The sequence below is a fragment of the Streptomyces sp. NPDC008317 genome (assembly GCF_042955955.1).
Lineage (GTDB): Bacteria > Actinomycetota > Actinomycetes > Streptomycetales > Streptomycetaceae > Actinacidiphila.
This window is the reverse complement of record NZ_JBIBFQ010000004.1, coordinates 316,233-336,943: the sequence shown is the minus strand read 5'-3', so window position 1 is coordinate 336,943 and position 20,711 is coordinate 316,233. Positions and strand designations below refer to the sequence as shown.

The 20,711-nt window shown below is 71.4% G+C and carries 18 protein-coding genes; 14 read left to right on the top strand and 4 right to left on the bottom strand.

What is annotated here, in order from left to right; translation table 11 throughout:
* The first annotated feature begins 223 nt into the window (after positions 1-223).
* The 8 genes from murJ to ACFY9V_RS14830 all read left to right on the top strand — a co-directional run bounded on the left by murJ (position 224) and on the right by ACFY9V_RS14830 (position 8,287).
* On the top strand, positions 224-1,924 hold the full coding sequence (murJ, locus tag ACFY9V_RS14865) for a murein biosynthesis integral membrane protein MurJ (RefSeq protein ID WP_391044624.1): 1,701 nt from the start codon (positions 224-226) through the stop codon (positions 1,922-1,924).
* 42 nt (positions 1,925-1,966) lie between these two features.
* Positions 1,967-2,632, top strand: a complete 666-nt coding sequence (locus ACFY9V_RS14860) for a SigE family RNA polymerase sigma factor (protein ID WP_391161532.1) — start codon at positions 1,967-1,969, stop codon at positions 2,630-2,632.
* A complete protein-coding gene (locus ACFY9V_RS14855; protein ID WP_391161531.1) occupies positions 2,625-3,692 on the top strand; it encodes a hypothetical protein in 1,068 nt (355 codons plus the stop codon). Before ACFY9V_RS14860 ends, ACFY9V_RS14855 begins: the two co-directional genes overlap by 8 nt.
* A 98-nt stretch (positions 3,693-3,790) precedes the next feature.
* Positions 3,791-5,062: an Ig-like domain-containing protein gene (locus tag ACFY9V_RS14850; RefSeq protein WP_391161530.1), complete on the top strand. Its 1,272-nt coding sequence runs from the start codon at positions 3,791-3,793 to the stop codon at positions 5,060-5,062.
* A gap of 46 nt (positions 5,063-5,108) precedes the next feature.
* Positions 5,109-5,618 carry a MarR family winged helix-turn-helix transcriptional regulator gene (locus ACFY9V_RS14845; RefSeq protein WP_188282203.1) on the top strand — a complete coding sequence of 170 codons (510 nt, stop codon included), beginning with the start codon at positions 5,109-5,111 and terminating at the stop codon, positions 5,616-5,618.
* A 78-nt stretch (positions 5,619-5,696) separates the two neighbouring features.
* Entirely contained in the window at positions 5,697-6,038 is a 342-nt protein-coding gene (locus tag ACFY9V_RS14840; RefSeq protein WP_355349631.1) for a DUF3817 domain-containing protein, read from the top strand.
* A gap of 203 nt (positions 6,039-6,241) precedes the next feature.
* Positions 6,242-7,942, top strand: a complete 1,701-nt coding sequence (locus tag ACFY9V_RS14835; RefSeq protein WP_391044635.1) for a methylmalonyl-CoA mutase family protein — start codon at positions 6,242-6,244, stop codon at positions 7,940-7,942.
* Between the two features lie 153 nt (positions 7,943-8,095).
* Positions 8,096-8,287 (top strand): DUF397 domain-containing protein, encoded by a 192-nt coding sequence (locus ACFY9V_RS14830; protein ID WP_355349625.1) that lies wholly within the window; start codon positions 8,096-8,098, stop codon positions 8,285-8,287.
* 40 nt (positions 8,288-8,327) lie between these two features.
* Here ACFY9V_RS14830 and ACFY9V_RS14825 read toward each other — a convergent pair whose 3' ends face one another.
* A complete protein-coding gene (locus ACFY9V_RS14825; protein ID WP_391161529.1) occupies positions 8,328-8,975 on the bottom strand; it encodes a TetR/AcrR family transcriptional regulator C-terminal ligand-binding domain-containing protein in 648 nt (215 codons plus the stop codon).
* Between the two features lie 227 nt (positions 8,976-9,202).
* Between ACFY9V_RS14825 and ACFY9V_RS14820 the strand changes: the two genes are divergently transcribed.
* From ACFY9V_RS14820 to ACFY9V_RS14805, 4 genes are all read left to right on the top strand, one after another.
* Positions 9,203-10,186, top strand: coding sequence for a tetratricopeptide repeat protein (locus tag ACFY9V_RS14820; protein ID WP_355349619.1), 984 nt, complete (start codon positions 9,203-9,205; stop codon positions 10,184-10,186).
* A gap of 673 nt (positions 10,187-10,859) precedes the next feature.
* Positions 10,860-11,486, top strand: a complete 627-nt coding sequence (locus ACFY9V_RS14815) for a DUF6230 family protein (RefSeq protein ID WP_355349616.1) — start codon at positions 10,860-10,862, stop codon at positions 11,484-11,486.
* 98 nt (positions 11,487-11,584) lie between these two features.
* Entirely contained in the window at positions 11,585-12,187 is a 603-nt protein-coding gene (locus ACFY9V_RS14810; protein WP_355349613.1) for a DUF6114 domain-containing protein, read from the top strand.
* Positions 12,177-13,538, top strand: coding sequence for a hypothetical protein (locus ACFY9V_RS14805; protein WP_391161528.1), 1,362 nt, complete (start codon positions 12,177-12,179; stop codon positions 13,536-13,538). Before ACFY9V_RS14810 ends, ACFY9V_RS14805 begins: the two co-directional genes overlap by 11 nt.
* Positions 13,539-13,633: 95 nt before the next feature.
* Here the strand turns inward: ACFY9V_RS14805 and pyk are convergent, their stop codons facing one another.
* From pyk to pta, 3 genes are all read right to left on the bottom strand, one after another.
* Complete coding sequence (pyk, locus tag ACFY9V_RS14800; RefSeq protein ID WP_355349607.1) at positions 13,634-15,052, bottom strand: pyruvate kinase; 1,419 nt, start codon at positions 15,050-15,052, stop codon at positions 13,634-13,636.
* Between the two features lie 75 nt (positions 15,053-15,127).
* Positions 15,128-16,276, bottom strand: coding sequence for an acetate/propionate family kinase (locus tag ACFY9V_RS14795; protein WP_391044645.1), 1,149 nt, complete (start codon positions 16,274-16,276; stop codon positions 15,128-15,130).
* Positions 16,273-18,354: a phosphate acetyltransferase gene (pta, locus tag ACFY9V_RS14790; protein WP_355349601.1), complete on the bottom strand. Its 2,082-nt coding sequence runs from the start codon at positions 18,352-18,354 to the stop codon at positions 16,273-16,275. The genes ACFY9V_RS14795 and pta overlap by 4 nt, the downstream gene beginning before the upstream one ends.
* 178 nt (positions 18,355-18,532) lie before the next feature.
* Here pta and ACFY9V_RS14785 point away from each other — a divergent pair, with 178 nt between their 5' ends.
* Both ACFY9V_RS14785 and ACFY9V_RS14780 read left to right on the top strand, forming a co-directional pair.
* Complete coding sequence (locus ACFY9V_RS14785) at positions 18,533-19,531, top strand: NAD(P)-dependent oxidoreductase (protein WP_391161527.1); 999 nt, start codon at positions 18,533-18,535, stop codon at positions 19,529-19,531.
* Between the two features lie 109 nt (positions 19,532-19,640).
* The gene (locus tag ACFY9V_RS14780; protein ID WP_355349595.1) at positions 19,641-20,666 is read left to right on the top strand and encodes an ATP-dependent 6-phosphofructokinase; all 1,026 of its coding nucleotides are present in this window, start codon (positions 19,641-19,643) and stop codon (positions 20,664-20,666) included.
* Positions 20,667-20,711 lie beyond the last annotated feature (45 nt).

The window sequence follows — 20,711 nt, the reverse complement described above, 5'->3', positions numbered from 1 at the left end:
TCGTCCTCCGCGCTGCGGGGCGGGCCGGGGCGGCCCGCTCACGAAGGACACGCCCGGCGCGGCCGTCAGGTGACAGAGACTTTTCCGACACCCGCCGTACCGCCCCGCGACTTCCGTCAGCCGTGACCGCCGGGGCAGACTGCGCGTCTGCCCAGGGGACGGGGACCCGCGCGACCAGCCGGTACCGGGCACAGGACGATCAGCGTGAACAGGGGACCGACGGGTGACTTCAGCAGTGGACGGCTCCACGCACCGCAAGGGGCGGCGGGCGCACGCCCGCGACACCAACTCCCTGCGGCGCAGCGGCGGTCTGATGATGGCCGGGTCGCTGGTGTCCCGCGCCACCGGCTTCCTGCGGCTGGCGACGATCACCGCAGCGCTCGGCACGGCGGCGGCCGGAGACGCCTTCGGGGTCGCCAACACCGTGCCCAACATCATCTACGCGCTGATGATCGGCGGCGCCCTCCAGTCCGTCTTCGTCCCCGAACTCGTCCGCGCCGCCCGCGAGCACGCCGACGGCGGCCAGGCGTACACCGACCGGCTGCTCACCCTGTGCGCGGTCGCGCTGCTCGCCGTCACCGCCCTCGCGGTGCTCGCCGCGCCCTGGCTGGTCAGCGCGTACGCGCCCGGCTTCAGCGGCGGCCAGCGCGACCTGACCGTGTCGCTGGCCCGCTACTGCCTGCCGCAGATCCTCTTCTACGGCCTGTTCACGCTCCTCGGCCAGGTCCTCGGCGCCCGCGACCGGTTCGGCGCCATGATGTGGACCCCGGTGCTCAACAACCTCGTCGTGATCGCCGTCTTCGGCCTGTACCTCGCGGTCGCGAGCGGGGGCATCGGACACCGGGACGCGCTGCTGCTCGGCCTCGGCAGCACCGCGGGCATCGCGGTGCAGGCCCTCGCGCTGCTGCCGTCGCTGCGCGCCACCGGCTTCCGCTGGCACCCGCGGTTCGACTGGCGCGGCGCCGGACTCACCCAGCCGATGCGGGCCGCCGTGTGGACGCTGCTGCTGGTCCTGGTCAACCAGGGCGCGTACTGGGTGGTGACCCGGCTGTCCACCTCCGCCGGACTGCGCGCGCTGGCCTCGGGCCACTCCACCGGCGTCGGCTACGCGGCCTACAGCAACGCGTACAGCCTGTGGGTCGTCCCGCAGGGCATCGTCACCGTGTCGCTGGCCACCGCGCTGCTGCCGCGCATGAGCCGGGCCGCGGCCGACGGCGACCACGCGGCGATCGGCGCCGACCTCACGCGCGGCCTCACCGTCTCCGGCACCGCCGTCGTCCCCGCCGTCTTCGCCTTCCTCACGCTCGCCCCGCAGATCACCGGCGTCGTCTTCCAGCACGGCGCCACCAGCGAGGCGGACGCCCGCGCCATCGCCTGGATGCTGGTCGCCTTCGCCGTCGGCCTGCCCGCCTTCGCGGGCCAGTACCTGCTCGCGCGCGGCTACTACGCGCTCGGCGACACCCGTACGCCCTTCTTCCTCAACGTCCTCATCGCCGCCGTCAACGCCGCGAGCGCCGCCGCCTGTTACGCGCTGCTCCCGGCCCGCTGGGCGGTCACCGGCATGGCCGCCGGATACGCGCTCGCCTGCACGGTCGGCCTGCTGGCCACCGCCGCGCTGCTGCGCCGCCGCCTGGGCTGGCGGCCCCGCGTCCTGGGCCACCACGTACGGCTCACCGCGGCCTTCCTGCCGGGCGCCGCCCTGGCGCTGCTCACCGCCCACGCCGTCACCGCCCGGCTCGGCGGCGGCCCGGCCGGCGACCTCACGGGACTGCTGCTGGGCGCCGCCGCCCTGTGCCTGCCCGCGCTGGTGCTGGCCCGGCCGCTCGGGCTCGACCTCGGACCGGTGTCGCGGCTCACGGGAGGGCCTGCCAAGAGGCGTGGCGCGGGGCCCACGGAAAAAAACTCCCGTCCGCCTGTCACATAAGGCCGCCGCCGCGCGTGTAGTTCTGAGGGAGGGAAGAACCACATGACCGCACAGCCAGAACCGGCGGCGGACTTCGACCAGTTCTACGCCGCCACGGCGAAGCGCATGGTGGCCGTCGTCTACACGATCACCGGGGATCTGGGTGAGGCGGAGGACGCCGTGCAGGAGGCGTACGCCAGGGCATGGCAGCGCTGGCCGAAGCTCACCGCGGAGGGCGACCCCGCGCCCTGGGTGCGTACCGTCGCCGTACGTCTGGCGGTGAGCACCTGGCGCAAGGCCCGCAACCGGGTGCGCGCGCACTTCCGGCACGGGCCGCCGCCCGACGCCCCGGCGCTCGCACCCGACCGGGTCGCGCTGATCGACGCCCTGCGCGCGCTCGGCGACGACCAGCGCACCGCCGTGGTCATGCACCACCTCCTCGACCTGCCGGTGGAGGAGATCGCCCGGCAGACCGGCGTGTCCAGCGCCGCCGTACGGACCCGGCTGAGCCGGGGGAGGAGAGCACTGGGGGCCCTGCTCAAGGACGACCCGGCGGACGACGCGGAGCCCGAACCCGCCGCGTCCGCGTCCGCCGCCCACGACACCGCCGGTCGCGGCGCTCACGACCCCGCCGGTCGGGACGCCGCTACCGCTACCGCCACAGCCGACGACGCACGCCACGCACGTGCGGCGCGCCACCGCACCGAGGAGGTGCCCCTCCATGGCTGACCCGTTCGGCCGCCCGGCCGGTCCCGACCCCCTCGGCACCGCCGCCGACACCCCCGCCGCCGACATGGACACCGACATCGGCTCGCACTCCGACATCGGCTCGGACTCCGACATCGGCTTGCACTCCGACATCGGCTCGGACTCCGCCGATCCGCTGGACGAGCGGCTGCGCGGACTCGCCCGCGACACCGAGCCGTTGGTCGTACTCGCCGGGGCCCCGGCCGCCCGCAGGCTCGGCGAACGGCGGCGCGCCCGCCGCAGGACCGGGGCCGTGTCGCTGGTCGCGGCTCTCGCGGTCGCTGTCGGCACCTGGCAGTTGCTGCCCGGCTCCGACGGCCCGCGCGGCACCGGCGCGCTGCCGGGCACCGTCGCGTCCACCACGCCCCCGCCGGAGCCGCCCGACCCGGCCGCCCTGGCCCACCGCCTCACCGACGAGCTGCTGCCGCCCGGCGCCCTGCCGTTCTTCCCGGTGGCCCCCTGGAAGACCCTCGCCCCGGGCACCGCGCTCAAGCTCATGGGGGCCTGCCCGGTACCGTCTCCCGCCGGAGACGTACGGGCCGGCGCGGTGCGGCTGTACGGCGCGTCGGCGGGGGAGGAGGCGGAGTACCTGCTCTACGCGTTCACCGACGCCGAGGCCGCCCGCTACCGGACGGAACGGTTCGGCGAGGCGGTGAAGGACACGTGCGGTGTCGAGCTGACCACCGACCTCGGCACGACCGGTGAGGCCGCCGACAGTCCGGTCACCTACCAGGGCAGCAGCAGAACGGGCACCGGGGTGCAGATCCTGATGAACCGGCAGGGTGCCTACCTCGCCGTGCTGCTGATCCGCGGGCTGGGGAACCCGCTGGGCTCCGGGAGCGACTATGCCAACAAGCACCCGCAGCCGATCGCCTGCATCGCGGCGTCGCTGAACCGGCTGACGGAGGCCGGCGCGCGACCGAGCGCTTCCATGTCGCCGCCGGACGTCTCCATCGACGGCACCAGCGGCGGGGTCGGCAGCGGGGTCGGCGGCGGGTCCACGATGTCGCGCGGCTTCGTCGGCGACGGGAAGTCGTGCTGAGCCGCCGCGTTCTGTCCTGACCTCATCCGCCGCCGACCTGCCCGCCGCCGAGCCAAACACTCTTCGCCCCGACCACCTCTGACAAGGAACCGACTGCCGTGTACCGCACTCGCATACGCAACCCCCGACCGCGGGCGCTCGCCGTGCCCGCCCTCCTGCTGGCCGTGGCGATGGGCGTCACCGCGTGCGGCGGCCACGACGGCGACAAGGCGGGCGGCTCGTCCGACGGCAAGGGCGCGGGCCGGTCCGCGTCCGCCGACTCCGGCGCGCGGATCACCGTCACACCGGCCAAGGACACCGCGGACGTCGACCCGGCCGCGCCGGTCAAGGTCACCGTCGACGGCGGCACACTCGGCACGGTCACCGTGACCCCCGAGGGCACGTCCAAGGACGGCGTGACGCCGATCGAGGTGACCGGCGCCCTGGACGCCGCCAAGCACACCTGGACCTCCGACCGCACGATGACCCCCGGCACCGCCTACACCGTCCAGGTCACCGCGGCCGACAGCGCGGGCAAGCAGACCCGTACCACCAGCGCCTTCCGCACCCTCACGGCGGCCAAGGTCAACGGCGTCACCCCGACCCCCCTGAACAACGCGGTCGTCGGCGTCGGCCTGCCCGTCTCCCTCGCCTTCGACAAGCCGGTCACCGACAAGGCGGCCAGGGCGGCGGTCGAGAAGGCGCTCACCGTCACCACCAGCCCGGCCGTCCAGGGCAGTTGGGGCTGGATCACCGACCCGCTGACCGGCATCCAGCGGGTGGACTGGCGGCCGGACACGTACTGGACGCCGAACACCAAGGTCACGCTGACCGCCAGGCTCAGCGGCATCGACACCGGGGGCGGGCGCTATCTGCGCCGCGACATCCACGACACGTTCACCATCGGCACCGCCCGGATCTCGTACGTCGACCTCAAGGCGCACACCATGCGGGTCACCGAGAACGGCAAGACCGTCAAGAACTTCAAGATCTCCGGCGGCAAGCCCGCCTTCCCCACCTGGAACGGGCAGATGGTGGTGATCAGCAAGCAGTCCACCGTGCGGATGACGTCCTCGTCGGTCGGCATCGCCACCTCCGAGGACTCGGCGGACTTCTACGACAAGGACGTGAAGTACGCGGTCCACATCACCACCTCCGGCACGTACACCCACGCGGCGCCCTGGAACGACGCGATGATGGGCGTGCAGAACGGCAGCCACGGGTGCATCGGCATGCACACCGCGGACGCCAAGTGGTTCTTCGACCGGTCGGTCCGCGGCGACCTGGTGATCACCTCGGGCTCCACGCGCGCCACCGTCGACAAGGGCAACGGCTTCGGTGAGTGGAACCTCGGCAAGGACGCGTGGCGCCGGCTCAGCGCGCTCGCCTGACGAGACACTTGTGCCCACTATGTGACCGACGGGTAGGCTCTTCGCCGTGTCAAAGCCGCTGAGCCTGCCCTTCGATCCGATCGCCCGCGCCGACGAGCTGTGGACCCGGCACTGGGGCGGGGTCCCCTCGATGGGTGCCATCACCTCGATCATGCGCGCCCAGCAGATCCTGCTCGGCCAGGTCGACGCGGTGGTCAGGCCGTACGGGCTGACCTTCGCGCGGTACGAGGCGCTGGTGCTGCTCACCTTCTCCAAGGCGGGCGAGCTGCCGATGTCCAAGATCGGCGAGCGGCTGATGGTGCACCCGACGTCCGTCACCAACACCGTGGACCGGCTGGTCTCCGCCGGTCTCGTCGCCAAGCGCCCCAACCCCAACGACGGCCGCGGCACCCTCGCCTCGATCACCGACAAGGGCCGCGAGATCGTCGAGTCCGCCACCCGCGACCTGGTCGCCATGGACTTCGGCCTCAGCGCCTACGACGCGGAGGAGTGCGGCGAGATCTTCGCGCTGCTGCGCCCCCTGCGGATAGCGGCGGGCGACTTCGAGGAGTCCTGACCTGCGGTCGGCTGCGCGCGTCCCGTCGTCCCCCGACCCGGATGAGCCCGGCATTTCGGGGCGGCTAGGCTCGATGCCATGAAATCCAGCGTGCTGACCCGCTACCGCGTGATGGCCTACGTGACAGGCGTGCTGCTGATCGCGCTCACCCTGGGCGTGATCGCCAAGTACGTGTTCGACATCAATGGCGCGGGCACCTTCACCAGCGCGGTGGGCTTCGCCCACGGCTGGCTCTATGTCGTTTACCTCGTTATGGCCTTCGACCTGTGCAACAAGGCGAAGTGGCCGATCGGCCGGATGGCCTGGGTGCTGCTGGCGGGCACCGTCCCGACCGCCGCGTTCTTCGTGGAGCGCCGCGTGACGCGTGAGCTGGCGCCGAAGGTGATCCAGCCGGAGAAGCCCGAGCCCGTCAACGCCTGAGCCTGTCGACGCCTGAGCCCGTCGACCGCCTGGGCGCGTCAAGCCCGCGCCCGTCAAGCCTGAGCGCGTCAAGCCCGAGCCCGTCAAGGCCGTCACGTCTGGGCCGTCACGTCTGGGCCCCAGCCCTCTGAGACCCGGCTCACCCCAAGGGTGAGCCGTGTTCCCATCGACATTTACTAGGACGTCCAAGTAAATTCAGGGGTATGGACTCCCAAGGCATCGAGACAGGCCGCCAGCGCTGGCAGGCACGGTACGACTCAGCCCGTAAGCGGGAGGCCGACTTCAGCACGCTCTCGGGCGACCCCGTGGAGCCGGTGTACGGCCCGCCGGCGGGTGCGGACGTCCCCGGGTTCGAGCGGATCGGCTGGCCGGGCGAGTACCCGTTCACACGCGGACTGCACCCGACCGGCTACCGGGGGCGTACGTGGACGATCCGGCAGTTCGCCGGATTCGGCAACGCGCGGCAGACCAACGAGCGCTACAAGATGATCCTGGCCGCGGGCGGCGGCGGCCTCTCCGTCGCCTTCGACATGCCGACCCTGATGGGCCGCGACTCCGACGACCCCCGCTCGCTCGGCGAGGTCGGCCACTGCGGTGTCGCCATCGACACGGCCGCCGACATGGAGGTCCTGTTCGACGACATCCCGCTCGGCGACGTCACCACCTCGATGACCATCTCCGGACCCGCCGTCCCGGTCTTCTGCATGTACCTGGTCGCCGCCGAGCGGCAGGGCATCGACCCGGCCGTGCTCAACGGCACACTCCAGACGGACATCTTCAAGGAGTACATCGCCCAGAAGGAGTGGCTCTTCGAGCCCGCCCCGCACCTGCGGCTGATCGGCGACCTGATGGAGCACTGCGCCGCCTCCATCCCCGCGTACAAGCCGCTGTCCGTCTCCGGCTACCACATCCGCGAGGCCGGGGCGACGGCCGCGCAGGAGCTGGCGTACACCCTGGCCGACGGCTTCGGCTACGTGGAGCTCGGCCTGTCGCGCGGCCTGGACGTCAACACCTTCGCGCCCGGCCTGTCCTTCTTCTTCGACGCGCACCTCGACTTCTTCGAGGAGATCGCCAAATTCCGCGCCGCGCGCCGCATCTGGGCCCGCTGGATGCGCGACGAGTACGGCGCCACCAGCGACAAGGCGCAGTGGCTGCGCTTCCACACCCAGACCGCCGGGGTGTCGCTGACCGCGCAGCAGCCGTACAACAACGTCGTACGTACCGCCGTCGAGGCGCTGTCCGCCGTGCTCGGCGGCACCAACTCGCTGCACACCAACGCCCTCGACGAGACGCTGGCGCTGCCCAGCGAGCAGGCCGCCGAGATCGCGCTGCGCACGCAGCAGGTGCTGATGGAGGAGACCGGCGTCGCCAACGTCGCGGACCCGCTGGGCGGTTCCTGGTACGTCGAGGCGCTGACCGACCGCATCGAGGCCGACGCGGAGAAGATCTTCGACCGGATCAGGGCGCTGGGCGCCAAGGCCGTGCCGAGCGGCGAGCACCCGATCGGGCCGATGACCTCCGGCATCCTGCGCGGCATCGAGGACGGCTACTTCACCGGCGAGATCGCCGAGTCCGCCTTCCAGTACCAGCGCTCCCTCGAAAAGGGCGACAAGCGCGTCGTCGGTGTCAACGTGCACCACGGCTCCGTCACCGGCGACCTGGAGATCCTGCGGGTCAGCCACGAGGTCGAGCGCGACCAGGTCCGCGACCTCGCCTCCCGCCGTACCGCCCGCGACGACGCCGCCGTCCGCACCGCCCTGGACGCCATGCTCACCGCCGCCCGCGACGGCTCCAACATGATCCCGCCCATGCTCGACGCCGTCCGCGCCGAGGCCACCCTCGGCGAGATCTGCGACGCCCTGCGCGCCGAATGGGGCACCTACACCGAGCCCGCCCGCTTCTGACCCGCGCTGGTACGCCGCCGGTCGGGCCGTGGCCTGTCGTCCGTCCGGCGCGCCGTGTAGTCCGTCGTCGTCACGGCCCGTTCCGTTCGCTGTTCGCTGGGTAGCCTCGACATCTCGTGCGCAATCCACCGGCCCTCCAGCGAAAGGACGTTCGTGGCCCTTGAAGCGACCGTCGGCGACGACGGGATGATTCACATCCGCGAAACCGAGCAGCCGGAGATCGTGGCCGTCACCACCCCCGCCAAATGGGAGGCCTTCGTCAAGGGCGTCCGCGCCGGGGAGTTCGACCACTTCGTGGCAGGCGTGGAGACCCCGGAGTGCGGCGCTGTGAACGCGACCCCCTGACGCCGGGGCCGGCCGCCTCCGGCCCCCTGGCTCCGGCCCCCTAGCTCCTGACGCCGGTGAGGCCGGTGGTCAGGAGGAGGGCGAGGCGGTCGGCCCAGTCGGGGTCGACCGGGCCGGCGCTGACCATCACGCGGTGGACGACGGAGCCGGCGATGACGTCGAAGATGAGGTCGGCGTCGCGGCCGGCGAGGGCGGGGTCGCACGGAGCGGGCGGGTCCGGGGGGAGTTCGCCGCGCTGCTGGGCGCGGTGGCGGCCGAGGAGGACGAGGTGCTTCTGGCGGTCGACGATCGCCTCGCGGATGCGCAGCCGCAGGGCGTCGTCGTGGGTGGCCTCGGCGACGACGGCCATCAGGCCCGTTCTGATGGCGGGCCGGTTGAGGAGTTCGGCGAAGCGCAGGACCACGCCGCGGATGTCGGCGTGCAGGCTGCCGAGGTCCGGGAGGTCGAGCTGCTCCTCGAACAGGGCGGCGATGGCGTCGACGACCAGCTCGTTCTTGCCGTTCCAGCGCCGGTAGAGGGTGGTCTTGGCGACGCCCGCGCGGGCCGCCACGTCGCTCAGCGTCAGCTTTCCCCAGCCCAGTTCGACCAGCGCCTCGCGGGTGGCGCCGAGGATCGCGCGGTCCGCCTCGGCACTTCGCGGGCGGCCGGTGCGTCTGTGAGGGGCGGGGGGCTCCACGAGCGGCTCCATAAGGCGGACCATACCGGCCGGTAGGTTACGTGACGAGTGACCGGTATCACATCGGGCGGCTTCCGCCGGGCAGCTCAGGGCAGTTACGCTACGACCCGTAGCGAAACGTGCGACAACCACGGGTGCGGATGGGGATCCGTACCGACAGCACCGCTCAGCACCACCAGATCCGGGGTCTATCCGGGGTCTGTGCACGATCGGCTCCGGTAGGGGGGAGGATTGACCTCATGCAGCCACGGAACATGTCCATGAGCGGCGTGGTCGACCTCGCCGCGGTGAAGGCGGCCGGTGAGGCCAAGGTGAAGGCCGAGCAGGCCAGGGCGCAGCGGCAGGACCCCGCGAACGCCGACGCCCACACCGCTTCGCCGCTCGTCATCGAGGTGACCGAGGAGACCTTCGAGAGCGACGTCCTCCAGCGCTCCGCCGAAGTCCCGGTCGTCATCAGCTTCTGGGCCGACCAGGCCGACGCGAGCAAGCAGCTCAACGCGGTACTGGAACGGCTCACCGCCGAGTACCGCGGGCGCTTCGTCCTCGCCACCGCCGAGGTCTACGCCAACCAGATGCTCTTCCAGCAGTTCGGTGTCCAGGGAGTGCCCGCGGTCTTCGCGGTGCTGGCCGGGCAGGCCATGCCGCTCTTCCAGGGCAGCGCGCCCGAGGACCAGATCACCGAAGTGCTCGACCAGTTGATCGCCGTCGCCGAGCAGCGCTTCGGCATCGTCGGCCCCGAGGTCGACACGGACGCCGCCGCCCAGGGCGCGGCCCCGGCCGCCGAGGCGCCGCCGCGCCCGGCCACCCCGCAGGAGCTGGCGCTGTCCGCCGCGCACGACGCGCTGGACGCCGGTGACCTGGGCGGCGCCATCCAGGCGTACCGCAATGTGCTCTCCGACGAGCCGGGCAACGCCGAGGCCAAGCTGGGCCTGGCCCAGGCCGAGCTGCTCGACCGCGTGCAGGGCGCCGACCAGCAGGCGGTCCGCGAGGCCGCCGCCGCATCACCCTCCGACGTCACCGCGCAGCTCGCCGCCGCCGACCTCGATCTGGTGGGCGGTCATGTGGAGGACGCCTTCTCGCGTCTGGTGGACACCGTGCGCCGCACCGCGGGCGACGACCGCGACGCGGTCCGCGTACGGCTGCTGGAGCTGTTCGAGGTCATCGGCCCCGACGACCCCCGGGTGGTCGCCGCGCGTACGGCGCTGATCAGAGTCCTCTTCTGAGGCGGCCGGGCGGCTGAACGGGACGCTCCGCCGAGCTGACCCTGCGGTCAGTTACCGCCGGTTCCCCGAGTGCCCGCCCCGGTTTTACTCAGAGATTTAGCGATACGGCGACCGCACTTTATCAAACCGTGACAATGAGCGGTCGCCGTTACCTCCGGTAAGAAATCAGCTCCGTTTCGACCGCTGATGTTCTTTATGCCGGATTTACCTGCCCCGGTCTTCCTCACTCTGCGTGAAATCGCCCCGTGCGGGGCGCACGGCCGCGACACCCATCCGTTACTCGCTAGTAATGAGCCCCTTGTGCGGCGCGCCCGAATGGACCACGATCGGCCAAGCTCGGTCCGTTGCCACAGCCCGGCCGCCAGTCGGCGCCACGGTCCGCGGGTCCCCGCCGAGTGGGTGCGTACGGCTCATGCCGCCGCTCCGGGACAGGGGGGTCTTCGCCTACCGGCGGAGCCTGTCCAGCAGGTTGCGCGAGAGCGTGGCCAGTGGTTGTCGCTCGGGGGTGATCGCCGAAGATTCGGACACCGCCGTCCGTACTCCTTGCTTCTTCGTGGGGAGGGACGGTCCGCCGATCACCGGCGCTCTCCTTCCCGAGGACGTAGCACTTCTCCCATCCCAGGCCAGGACCCGAACATCCCGGCCGGAGATGTACGTCCGAGAAGGAGGAAAAATGGAGTCGCTCGTTCGTGGCGGTACCAGATGGCGGCGGTTCGCCGTCGTCATGGTGCCGAGTGTCGCGGCTACGGCCGCGGTGGGTATAGCCATCGCTCAGGGCGCGCTCGCCGCGTCGTTCAGCGTGTCAGGTCAGCAGTTCAAGGTAACGGCGGATCACCTGGACGGCACCGGCTTCGAGCAGTACGGCGCGCTCGACGTTCAGCACGGTGGCAAGTACATTCCGGTCGCGGTCTCGGCGTTCACCGACGCCACCATCAACGGCCTGTGCCAGTCCGTGGTCGTCCCGACGCCGATCGGTGACGTGACCCTGAAGTTGACCGCCGGCAAGGACCCGAAGAAGCCGGTTGTGGCACACAACCTCTACATCGACCTCGACCAGCTCGACGCCGATGCGGAGTTCCGGAACATCAACATCGGTGTCGCGGCCGGTGACAGTCACAAGGGTCCTGGCATCAAGGACAAGGACGCGACGGACCCAGGGTCGTTCGCCCAGGAGGCCGACCGGGCCATCCTCGACGGCGTGCACCAGACCGCCTGGGCCACCAGCGCGGGCACCTTCAAGCTCGCGGGCCTCAGCCTCGGCGTCAAGAAGGGCTCCGGCGCCGGGGTGGAGTGCTACTAAGCACCGCCTGAGTGGTCCGGGTGAGCCGCGCGGGACGCGGCTCACCCGGCGCCACCGATCGATCTCTCAGCAAAGCCAGTCCCAGGGAGCTGTTTCCTATGAGCGCCGAGTCAACAGGACTGAGTGCCCGGATCCGTTATTGGCGGCTGTCGTTCCGCCACTGGCGTTGGGGGCGCCCGTTCTGGGCGGGTCTGCTGACCCTCCTCGCCGGAGTGCCGATCGCCTACTTCCCGTACGCGAACCTCACGCTCGGCCAACTGACCGTCCGGATGGCGACGACCGCGGGCTCCGGCTCGCTGATCATCGGTGTCCTGCTGTTCGTGCTCGGCCTCACCATGTGGTTCCAGAGCGCGGTACGCATCTTCGCCGGTGTCGCGTCGATCCTGCTCGCCCTGGTGTCGCTGGTGGTCTCCAACTTCGGCGGCTTCCTCGTCGGCTTCCTGCCCGCGCTGCTCGGCGGCGCGCTCGCCGTCTCCTGGGCGCCGGGTGTCCCGGCGACCGACGAGCCGGGCGAGAAGGCGGAGCTGCCCGACGGCGCCCCTGAGGGCGGCGGCGACGAGAACGCTCCGCCCACCCTGCCCGCGCAGTCCCAGGGGCCCCACGAGCCCGCTGAGGCGTACGGACAGCCCGAGCCGGTCCACGCCGGAGCGCGGCCCGACGAAGAGAACACCGAGGAGAACGGGAGGCACCGTGCTGGGTGACGACGCTCAGCAGGCCGAGAGCGACGGGTCCCGTAACCGGGCCACCTCGGGACCGCGGCACGCGGCTCCCCGCAAGTCCCTGCTGACCAAGCTGCACGTGCCCGCCGGGAAGGCGGTCGCCCTGGCCGCGATGCCCACGGCCGTGCTGATGGGCATGGGCTTCACGCCGCATCTCGCGCAGGCCGACGAGATGCCCAAGAACCCGTACAAGCCCGGCCCCTGCGTGACCCAGTCGGACACCCCGAGCCCTTCGGCCTCCAAGAGCGCGGCGGACGGCAAGGCCACGGACAAGCCGGGCGGGCAGGAGACGTCGAAGCCGACGACCGGCCCGAGCCCGTCGAGCAGTCCGAGTCCTTCCACGAGCCCGGAGGCGCCCGCGCCGACCGACTCGGCGAAGGCCCCGTCGTCCGACAGCGGCGCCGACAGCAAGACCGAGAACACGTCCCGGGCGACCGGCACGCCGAGCGCGACCCCGAGCCCGACCAAGTCGGTCAACCCGTGGGACCCGCTGGGCCTGGGCGACCTGGTGAGCGGGCTGCTCGGCGGCGGCAAGACCCCGACCGCGACGCCCACCACCCAGGCCCCGCAGCCGGACCCGGCGCCGACGACCGCGAAGCCCGAGCCGAGCACGTCGCCGTCGGCGAGCGCGCCCGCCAAGGGCGACGACCCGGTGGGCACGGCCGGCAAGACCGTCAAGGACACCGTGGACACCGCCGTCGGCGGTCTCGACAAAACGGTGAAGGACGCCAAGGACGCCAAGGACGCCAAGGACGCCAAGGACGCCAAGGACGCGGCCAAGGACGCCAAGGACAAGGCGTCGCCCAGTGCCACCCCGAGCGCGGGCGGCACCGACGACCCGCAGTCCTACCCGTGCCCGGTGTACGACGCGAAGGCGCTCGCCGACGCCGATGTCGAGCAGGGCATACCCCTGCTGCCGGACACCCCGTGGGTCCTGAAGACCACGAAGCTGACCCTGCACGGCCTGTCGTACCACGGCATAGTCAAGGTCAAGACGCACAACGGCACGGTGAAGGACGTCCTGAAGTTCACCGTCTCCGGCATCGACATCGACAATCTGCACCAGATAGTCGACGGCCCCAAGGGCACGAAGACGAACGTCGAGGCGGCCAAGGGCTCCACCTCGAAGTTCACCAACGGCACGGTGACGCTCTACACCGAGTCCCTCAGCGGCAATCTCCTCGGGCTGATCCCCATCACCTTCACCCCGAAGGCGCCCCCGCCGCTGACCCTCCCCGAACTGTTCTTCACCAACGCCACCGTCATCCAGGCGGCCCAGTTCGGCGGCACCCTCCACGTCCCCGGCATGCACATCTACGGCACCCCCGGCTAGCCGAGCCCCCAACGCCGCGCGGCCCGCACCCCTTTCGGAAGGGGCGCGGGCCGCGGGCGGTTGCTGGTCGCTGGTTTCTCCGGGGGAGGGGGCGGTCAGTCGCCGAGGTGGTGGACGCGGACGAGGTTGGTGGTGCCGGGGACGCCCGGAGGGGAGCCGGCGGTGATGATGACGGTGTCGCCCTTGGCGTACTCGGAGAGCTTGAGCATCTCGCGGTCGACGAGCTCGACCATGGCGTCGGTGTTGTCGACGTGCTCGACCACGAAGGACTCCACACCCCAGGTCAGCGCGAGCTGGTTGCGGGTGGCGGGGTCGGTGGTGAAGGCCAGGACCGGCTCCGGCACGCGGTAGCGGGCCAGGCGGCGGGCGGTGTCACCGGACTTGGTGAAGGCGACCAGGGACTTGGCGTCCAGGAAGTCGCCCAGCTCGGCGGCGGCGCGGGCCACGGCGCCGCCCTGGGTGCGGGGCTTCTTGCCGGGGGCCAGCGGCTGGAGCCCGCGGCACAGCAGCTCCTCCTCGGCGGCCACGACGATCCGCGACATCGTCTTGACGGTCTCGATCGGATACTTGCCGACCGACGACTCGGCGGACAGCATGACCGCGTCCGCGCCGTCCAGGATCGCGTTGGCCACGTCGGACGCCTCGGCGCGCGTGGGCCGCGAGTTGGTGATCATCGACTCCATCATCTGGGTCGCCACGATCACCGGCTTGGCGTTGCGCCGGCACATCTCGACCAGCCGCTTCTGCACGACCGGCACCTGCTCCAGCGGGTACTCCACGGCGAGGTCGCCGCGCGCCACCATCACCGCGTCGAACGCCGCGACGACGCTCTCCATGTTCTCGACCGCCTGCGGCTTCTCCACCTTGGCGATGACCGGGACGCGGCGCCCCTCCTCGTCCATGACGCGGTGCACGTCACGGACGTCCTTGGCGTCGCGCACGAAGGACAGCGCGACCATGTCGACGCCCATCCGGAGCGCGAACCGCAGGTCGTCGATGTCCTTCTCGGACAGCGCCGGCACGTTCACCGCGGCGCCCGGCAGGTTGATGCCCTTGTGGTCGGAGATCACGCCGCCCTCGACCACCAGCGTGCGGACCCGCGGGCCCTCGACCTCGATGACGCGCAGCGCCACGTTGCCGTCGTTGATCAGGATCGGGTCGCCCTTGGAGACATCGCCCGGCAGGCCCTTGTACGTGGTACCGCAGATGGACTTGTCGCCCGCGACGTCCTCGACGGTGATGGTGAACTCGTCGCCCGCGATCAACTCGACCGGTCCGTCGGCGAATTTGGCGAGGCGGATCTTGGGACCCTGGAGGTCGGCGAGGACTCCGATCGCCCGGCCGGTCTCGGCGGCGATCTTACGGACGCGCTGGTAGCGCTCCTCGTGCTCGGCGTGGCTGCCGTGACTGAAATTGAAACGGGCCACGTTCATGCCCGCCTCGACCAACGACTTGAGCTGGTCGTAGGAGTCGACGGCGGGACCCAGGGTACAGACGATCTTGGCTCGGCGCATGGGCGCTATCCTATCGGTTTGTTCCGCTCCGGAATATTCCAGGGGCGGTCGTGGCTGCGGGACGGTCAGCCATGCTTATTCGGTCGCCAGTACGTAAGTATCGCGGGCGATCTCCAGCTCTTCGTCAGTGGGCACCACCGCGACGGCCACCCGCGACGCCGCCGCCGAGACCAGCCGGGCCGCAGTGCCGCGAAGCGCGTTGCGTACAGGGTCCATAGTGACACCTAGATTGTCGAGACCCAACAAAGCCGCTTCGCGAACTGCGGCCGAATTCTCGCCGACGCCCGCCGTGAAGGCGATCGCGTCCACCCGGCCCAGCACCGCGCTGAAGGCCCCCACGTAACGGCGGATCCGGTGCGCGTAGACGTCGAAGGCGAGCTGCGCCGCCCGGTCGCCCTCGGCCATCCGGCGGCCGATCTCCCGCATGTCGTTGTCACCGCACAGGCCCAGCAGACCGCTGCGCTTGTTCAGCAGCGTGTCGATCTCGTCGGTGCCCATGCCGGCCACCCGCTCCAGGTGGAACACCACCGCCGGGTCGAGGTCGCCGGAGCGGGTGCCCATGACCAGCCCCTCAAGGGGCGTCAGGCCCATCGAGGTGTCCACGCACACCCCGCCGCGCACCGCGGAGGCCGACGCGCCGTTGCCCAGGTGCAGCACGATCACGTTGACGTCGGCCGGCTCCCTGCCGAGCAGCTCCGCCGTCGCCCGCGAGACGAAGGCGTGCGAGGTGCCGTGGAAACCGTAGCGGCGGATGCCGTACCGGTCGGCGGTCGCCGCGTCGATCGCGTACCGCGCCGCGGCCTCCGGGATCGTCGAGTGGAAGGCCGTGTCGAAGACCGCGACCTGCGGCAGATCGGGCCGCAGCTCACGCGTCACCTTGATACCGGTGATGTTGGCCGGATTGTGCAGAGGTGCCAACGGCACCAGCTCCTCGATCGCGGCCACCACCTCGTCGGTGATCAGCGTCGGCTCGGTGAAACGCGTACCGCCGTGCACCACCCGGTGGCCGATCGCCGCCAGCTCCGGCGAGTCCAGGCCGAGGCCCTGCTCGTCGAGCTGCTCCGCCACGGTGTGCAGCGCCGCCGCGTGGTCGGGCGCACCGCCGCCCTCGCCGATCCGCTCCACCAGACCGGTCGCCAGACGCGCGTGGTCGGCCATGTCCAGCAGTTGGTACTTCACCGACGAGGAGCCGGAGTTGATGACCAGTACACGGGTCGCGCTCACGGGTTCTCTCCCTGGGCCTGGATCGCGGTGATCGCGACCGTCGTGACGATGTCCTGCACCAGCGCGCCGCGCGACAGGTCGTTGACCGGCTTGCGCAGACCCTGGAGCACCGGTCCGACGGCGACCGCGCCCGCCGAGCGCTGCACCGCCTTGTACGTGTTGTTGCCGGTGTTCAGGTCGGGGAAGATCAGCACGGTCGCCTGCCCGGCCACCGCGGACCCCGGCATCTTGGTGGCCGCCACCGAGGGCGCCACCGCCGCGTCGTACTGGATCGGCCCCTCCACCAGCAGGTCGGGCCGCCGCTCGCGGACCAGCTCGGTGGCCGCCCGCACCTTGTCGACGTCCGCGCCCGAGCCCGAGGTGCCGGTCGAGTACGACAGCATCGCGATCCGCGGCTGCACGTCGAAGCGGGCCGCGGTGCCCGCCGCCTGGATGGCGATGTCCGCCAACTGCTCGGCGTCCGGGTCCGGATTGACGGCGCAGTCGCCGTACACCAGCACCTTGTCCGCCAGGCACATGAAGAACACCGAGGAGACGATCGCCGCGTCGGGGCGGGTCTTGATGATCTCGAAGGCCGGGCGGATCGTCGCCGCCGTGGAGTGCACCGCGCCCGACACCATGCCGTCGGCCAGGCCCTCCTGGACCATCAGGGTGCCGAAGTACGACACGTCCGCGACCACGTCGTACGCCAGCTCGTAGCTGACGCCCTTGTGCGCGCGCAGCTGCGCGTACAGCGCGGCGAACCGGTCCCGCAGCGGTGAGGTCTGCGGGTCGACGACGCTCACGCCCGGCTGGTCGAGGGAGATCCCGAGGTCGGCCGCCTTCTTGCGCAGCGTGTCCTCCTCGCCGAGCAGGATCAGGTCGCACACCCCGCGGCGCAGCAGCACCTCGGTGGCCCGCAGAATTCGTTCCTCGCCGCCCTCGGGCAGCACGATCCGCTTGCGCGCCGACCGCGCCCGCTCGATCAGCGCGTGCTCGAACATCATCGGCGTCACCCGCGCCGACCTGGCGACCGACAGCCGCTCGGTCAGCTCCGCGGTGTCCACATGCGTCTCGAACACGCCCAGCGCCGTCTCCGCCTTGCGCGGTGTGCCCGCGCCCAGCTTGCCGTCCAGCGCGAACAGCCCGGCCGCCGTCGGGAAGGAGCCGGTCGCCACCGACAGCACCGGGGTGCCGGGCGCCAGCCGGTTCGCCAGCGCCAGGATGTGCGGCGGCGGCTTCTCGTCCAGCGTCAGCAGCACCCCCGCGATCGGCGGCGACCCCGCCGAGTGCGCCGCCAGCGCCCCGATCACCAGATCCGCCCGGTCGCCGGGCGTCACCACCACACAGCCGGGGGTCAGCGCGGGCAGGAACGTCGGCAGCATCGCGCCGCCGAACACGAAGTCCAGCGCGTCCCTGGACATCCCCGCGTCGTCGCCCAGCAGCACCCGCGCGCCCAGCGTCTCCGCGATCTGCGCCACTGTCGGCGCCGACAGCGCGGGCTCGTCCGGCAGCACGTACACCGGCACGTCCGGGACCCGGCCCAGCCGCTCCGCCGCCTCCGCGACCTCCGCCGGGGCCACCCGGTTCGCGATCATCGCGATCACGTCGCAGCCCAGATTCGTGTACGCGTGATACGCGTTGCGCACCTCGGCGACCACCGACTCCGCCGACTGCTCGAGACCGCCGATCACCGCGAGCACCGACGCGCCGCACTCGTTCGCCAGCCGCGCGTTGACGCCCAGCTCCGCCGGGAGGTTGGTGCCCGCGAAGTCGGACCCCAGGATCAGCACCGTCTCGTACTCCGCCGCCACCCTCAGGTAGCCGTCCACCAACCGGGCGGTCAGCGCCTCCTGGCCCTGCTCGGCCTGGAGCGCCGCCGCCTCCTCGTACCCCATGCCGAAGACGCTCGCCGCGTCCTGGGTCAGCCGGTAGCGGCTGCGCAGCAGCTCGAAAATACGGTCGGGGGTGTCGTGGACCAGCGGGCGGTAGACGCCGACCCGGTCGACCTGGCGGGTCAGCAGCTCCATCACCCCCAGCTCGATCACCTGGCGGCCGTCGCCGCGGCCGATCCCCGTGAGGTAGACGCTGCGCGTCACGCTTGATCCGTCCGTTCTGCCCTGAACCCTTCGCGTACGGCCGTACGCACCCCTGACGCTAACGCTCCCGGGTACCGCCTGCCGCCCAGGGGCACCGGCCCGCCTCCGCGAGGCGTGGCGCGGGGCGCGCGGCGCGCACGTAGAGTGAGGAAGGACTCACGTAAGGAGGGCCGGTCCTGTGGACGTGTTGGCGACTGGGGTGCAGCGCGACGAGCGCCCTCTGCTGGAGGCGGCCTTCGGGGCGCGCCATCAGGTGCGGTGTCTTGAGACGTTCCTCACCAAGGACACCGTGCCGCTGGCGGCGGGGTACGAGGCCGTGTCGACGAGTGTGAACGCGGTGCTGGACGCGCCGGTTCTCGAAGCCCTGGTGCGCGGCGGCACGAAGCTGATCGCGCAGCGCTCGACGGGCTACAACAACATCGACCTGGACCACGCGGAGCGGCTGGGGATGACGGTGGCGCGCGTGGCCCGCTACTCCCCGTATTCGGTGGCGGAGTTCGCCTGGACGCTGGCCTCGGCGCTGAACCGGCGGATCGTCCGGGCCGCGAGCCGCACGCGCGACTTCGACTTCCGGCTCGACGGCCTGCTCGGCCGGGACTTCCACGGCCGTACGGTCGGCGTGGTCGGCACCGGCAAGATCGGCACCGCCTTCACCGCCATCGCCCGCGGCTACGGCATGCGGATTCTCGGCTGGGACATCGCGGTCAACCCCGCCTGCACCGAACTGGGGATGGAGTACGTCGAACTGGACCGGCTCTTCCGGGAGTCGGACCTGATCAGCCTCCATGTGCCGCTGATGCCCTCCACCCACCACCTGGTCGGCGAGCGGCGGCTGGCGCTGATGAAGGACGACGCGATCCTGATCAACTCCAGCCGCGGCGGCCTGATCGACTCCGCCGCGCTGGTCGAGACGCTGCGTGAGGGCAGGCTCGGCGGCGTCGGGCTCGACGTGTACGAGGAGGAGGCCGGGGTCTTCTTCTACGACAAGTCGCTGGAGGTGATGACGGACGACACCCTGGCCCGGCTGCTGACCTTCACGCATGTGCTGATCACCTCGCACCAGGCGTACTTCACGGTGGACGCGATCGACGAGATCGTCGCCGCCACCGTCCGCAATGTGGACGACTATGTGGCGGGCCGGATCACCGAGTGCACGCTGGTCCCGAAGTCCCCGTGACCTGGAGCCCCGCTCCGGGGTGACCAGGCGCTGTGATCCACTGGATACCGACAGCGCGTGACAGCACGCGCCACAGCAGCAGCCGACGACCGTCTGGAGAGACAGGCCCATGCGTATCGGAGTCCTCACCGCCGGCGGCGACTGCCCCGGCCTCAACGCCGTCATCCGGTCGGTCGTGCACCGCGCGCTGACCGGGTACGACGACGAGGTCATCGGCTTCGAGGACGGCTTCGTCGGCCTGCTGGAGGGCCGCTTCCGGCCGCTCGACCTCAACTCGGTGAGCGGCATCCTCGCCCGCGGCGGCACCATCCTCGGCTCGGCCCGGCTGGAGCGCGCCCGGCTGCGCGAGGCGGCGGACAACGCGGACGAGATGTGCGCCGAGTACGGCATCGACGTGCTGATCCCGATCGGCGGCGAGGGCACGCTGACCGCCGCCCGGATGCTCTCCGACGCCGGGATGCCGGTCGTGGGCGTGCCCAAGACCATCGACAACGACATCAACGGCACCGACCGCACCTTCGGCTTCGACACCGCCGTGACCGTCGCCACCGAGGCCATAGACCGGCTGAAGACCACCGCGGAGTCCCACCAGCGCGTGATGGTGGTCGAGGTGATGGGCCGGCACGCCGGGTGGATCGCCCTGGAGGCGGGCATGGCGGGCGGCGCGCACGGCATCTGCATCCCCGAACGCCCCTTCGAGCCGTCCCAGTTGGTGGCGATGGTCGAGGAACGCTTCGCGCGCGGCAAGAAATTCGCCGTCATCTGCGTCGCCGAGGGCGCCCACCCGGCCAAGGGCAGCATGGACTACGGCGTCGGCGAGATCGACAAGTACGGGCACGAGCGCTTCGCCGGCATCGGCGCCACGCTGGCCATGGAGCTGGAGGAGCGGCTGGGCAAGGAGGCCCGCCCGGTCATCCTCGGCCACGTCCAGCGCGGCGGCGTACCGACCGCGTACGACCGGGTGCTGGCCAACCGCTTCGGCTGGCACGCGGTGGAGGCGGCCCACAAGGGCGCCTTCGGTCACATGACCTCGCTCCAGGGCACGACGATCGGCCTGGTCCCGCTGGCCGACGCCGTCACCCAGCTCAAGACCGTCCCCGAGGAGCGCATGGAAGAGGCGGAGTCGGTCTTCTGACCCCGCCCCTTCCGCTGCTGCCTCGCCCGAGGCCGGCTGAGGCCG

Excerpts from the sequence above, each read along its gene's own strand:
- ACFY9V_RS14835 (WP_391044635.1), top strand. The coding sequence starts at position 6,242 with ATGGACTCCCAAGGCATCGAGACAGGCCGCCAGCGCTGGCAGGCACGG.
- ACFY9V_RS14840 (WP_355349631.1), top strand. The coding sequence starts at position 5,697 with ATGAAATCCAGCGTGCTGACCCGCTACCGCGTGATGGCCTACGTGACA.
- pyk (WP_355349607.1), bottom strand. The coding sequence starts at position 15,052 with ATGCGCCGAGCCAAGATCGTCTGTACCCTGGGTCCCGCCGTCGACTCC.
- ACFY9V_RS14815 (WP_355349616.1), top strand. The coding sequence starts at position 10,860 with ATGGAGTCGCTCGTTCGTGGCGGTACCAGATGGCGGCGGTTCGCCGTC.
- ACFY9V_RS14860 (WP_391161532.1), top strand. The coding sequence starts at position 1,967 with ATGACCGCACAGCCAGAACCGGCGGCGGACTTCGACCAGTTCTACGCC.
- ACFY9V_RS14780 (WP_355349595.1), top strand. The coding sequence starts at position 19,641 with ATGCGTATCGGAGTCCTCACCGCCGGCGGCGACTGCCCCGGCCTCAAC.
- ACFY9V_RS14855 (WP_391161531.1), top strand. The coding sequence starts at position 2,625 with ATGGCTGACCCGTTCGGCCGCCCGGCCGGTCCCGACCCCCTCGGCACC.
- ACFY9V_RS14820 (WP_355349619.1), top strand. The coding sequence starts at position 9,203 with ATGCAGCCACGGAACATGTCCATGAGCGGCGTGGTCGACCTCGCCGCG.
- ACFY9V_RS14810 (WP_355349613.1), top strand. The coding sequence starts at position 11,585 with ATGAGCGCCGAGTCAACAGGACTGAGTGCCCGGATCCGTTATTGGCGG.
- ACFY9V_RS14825 (WP_391161529.1), bottom strand. The coding sequence starts at position 8,975 with ATGGAGCCGCTCGTGGAGCCCCCCGCCCCTCACAGACGCACCGGCCGC.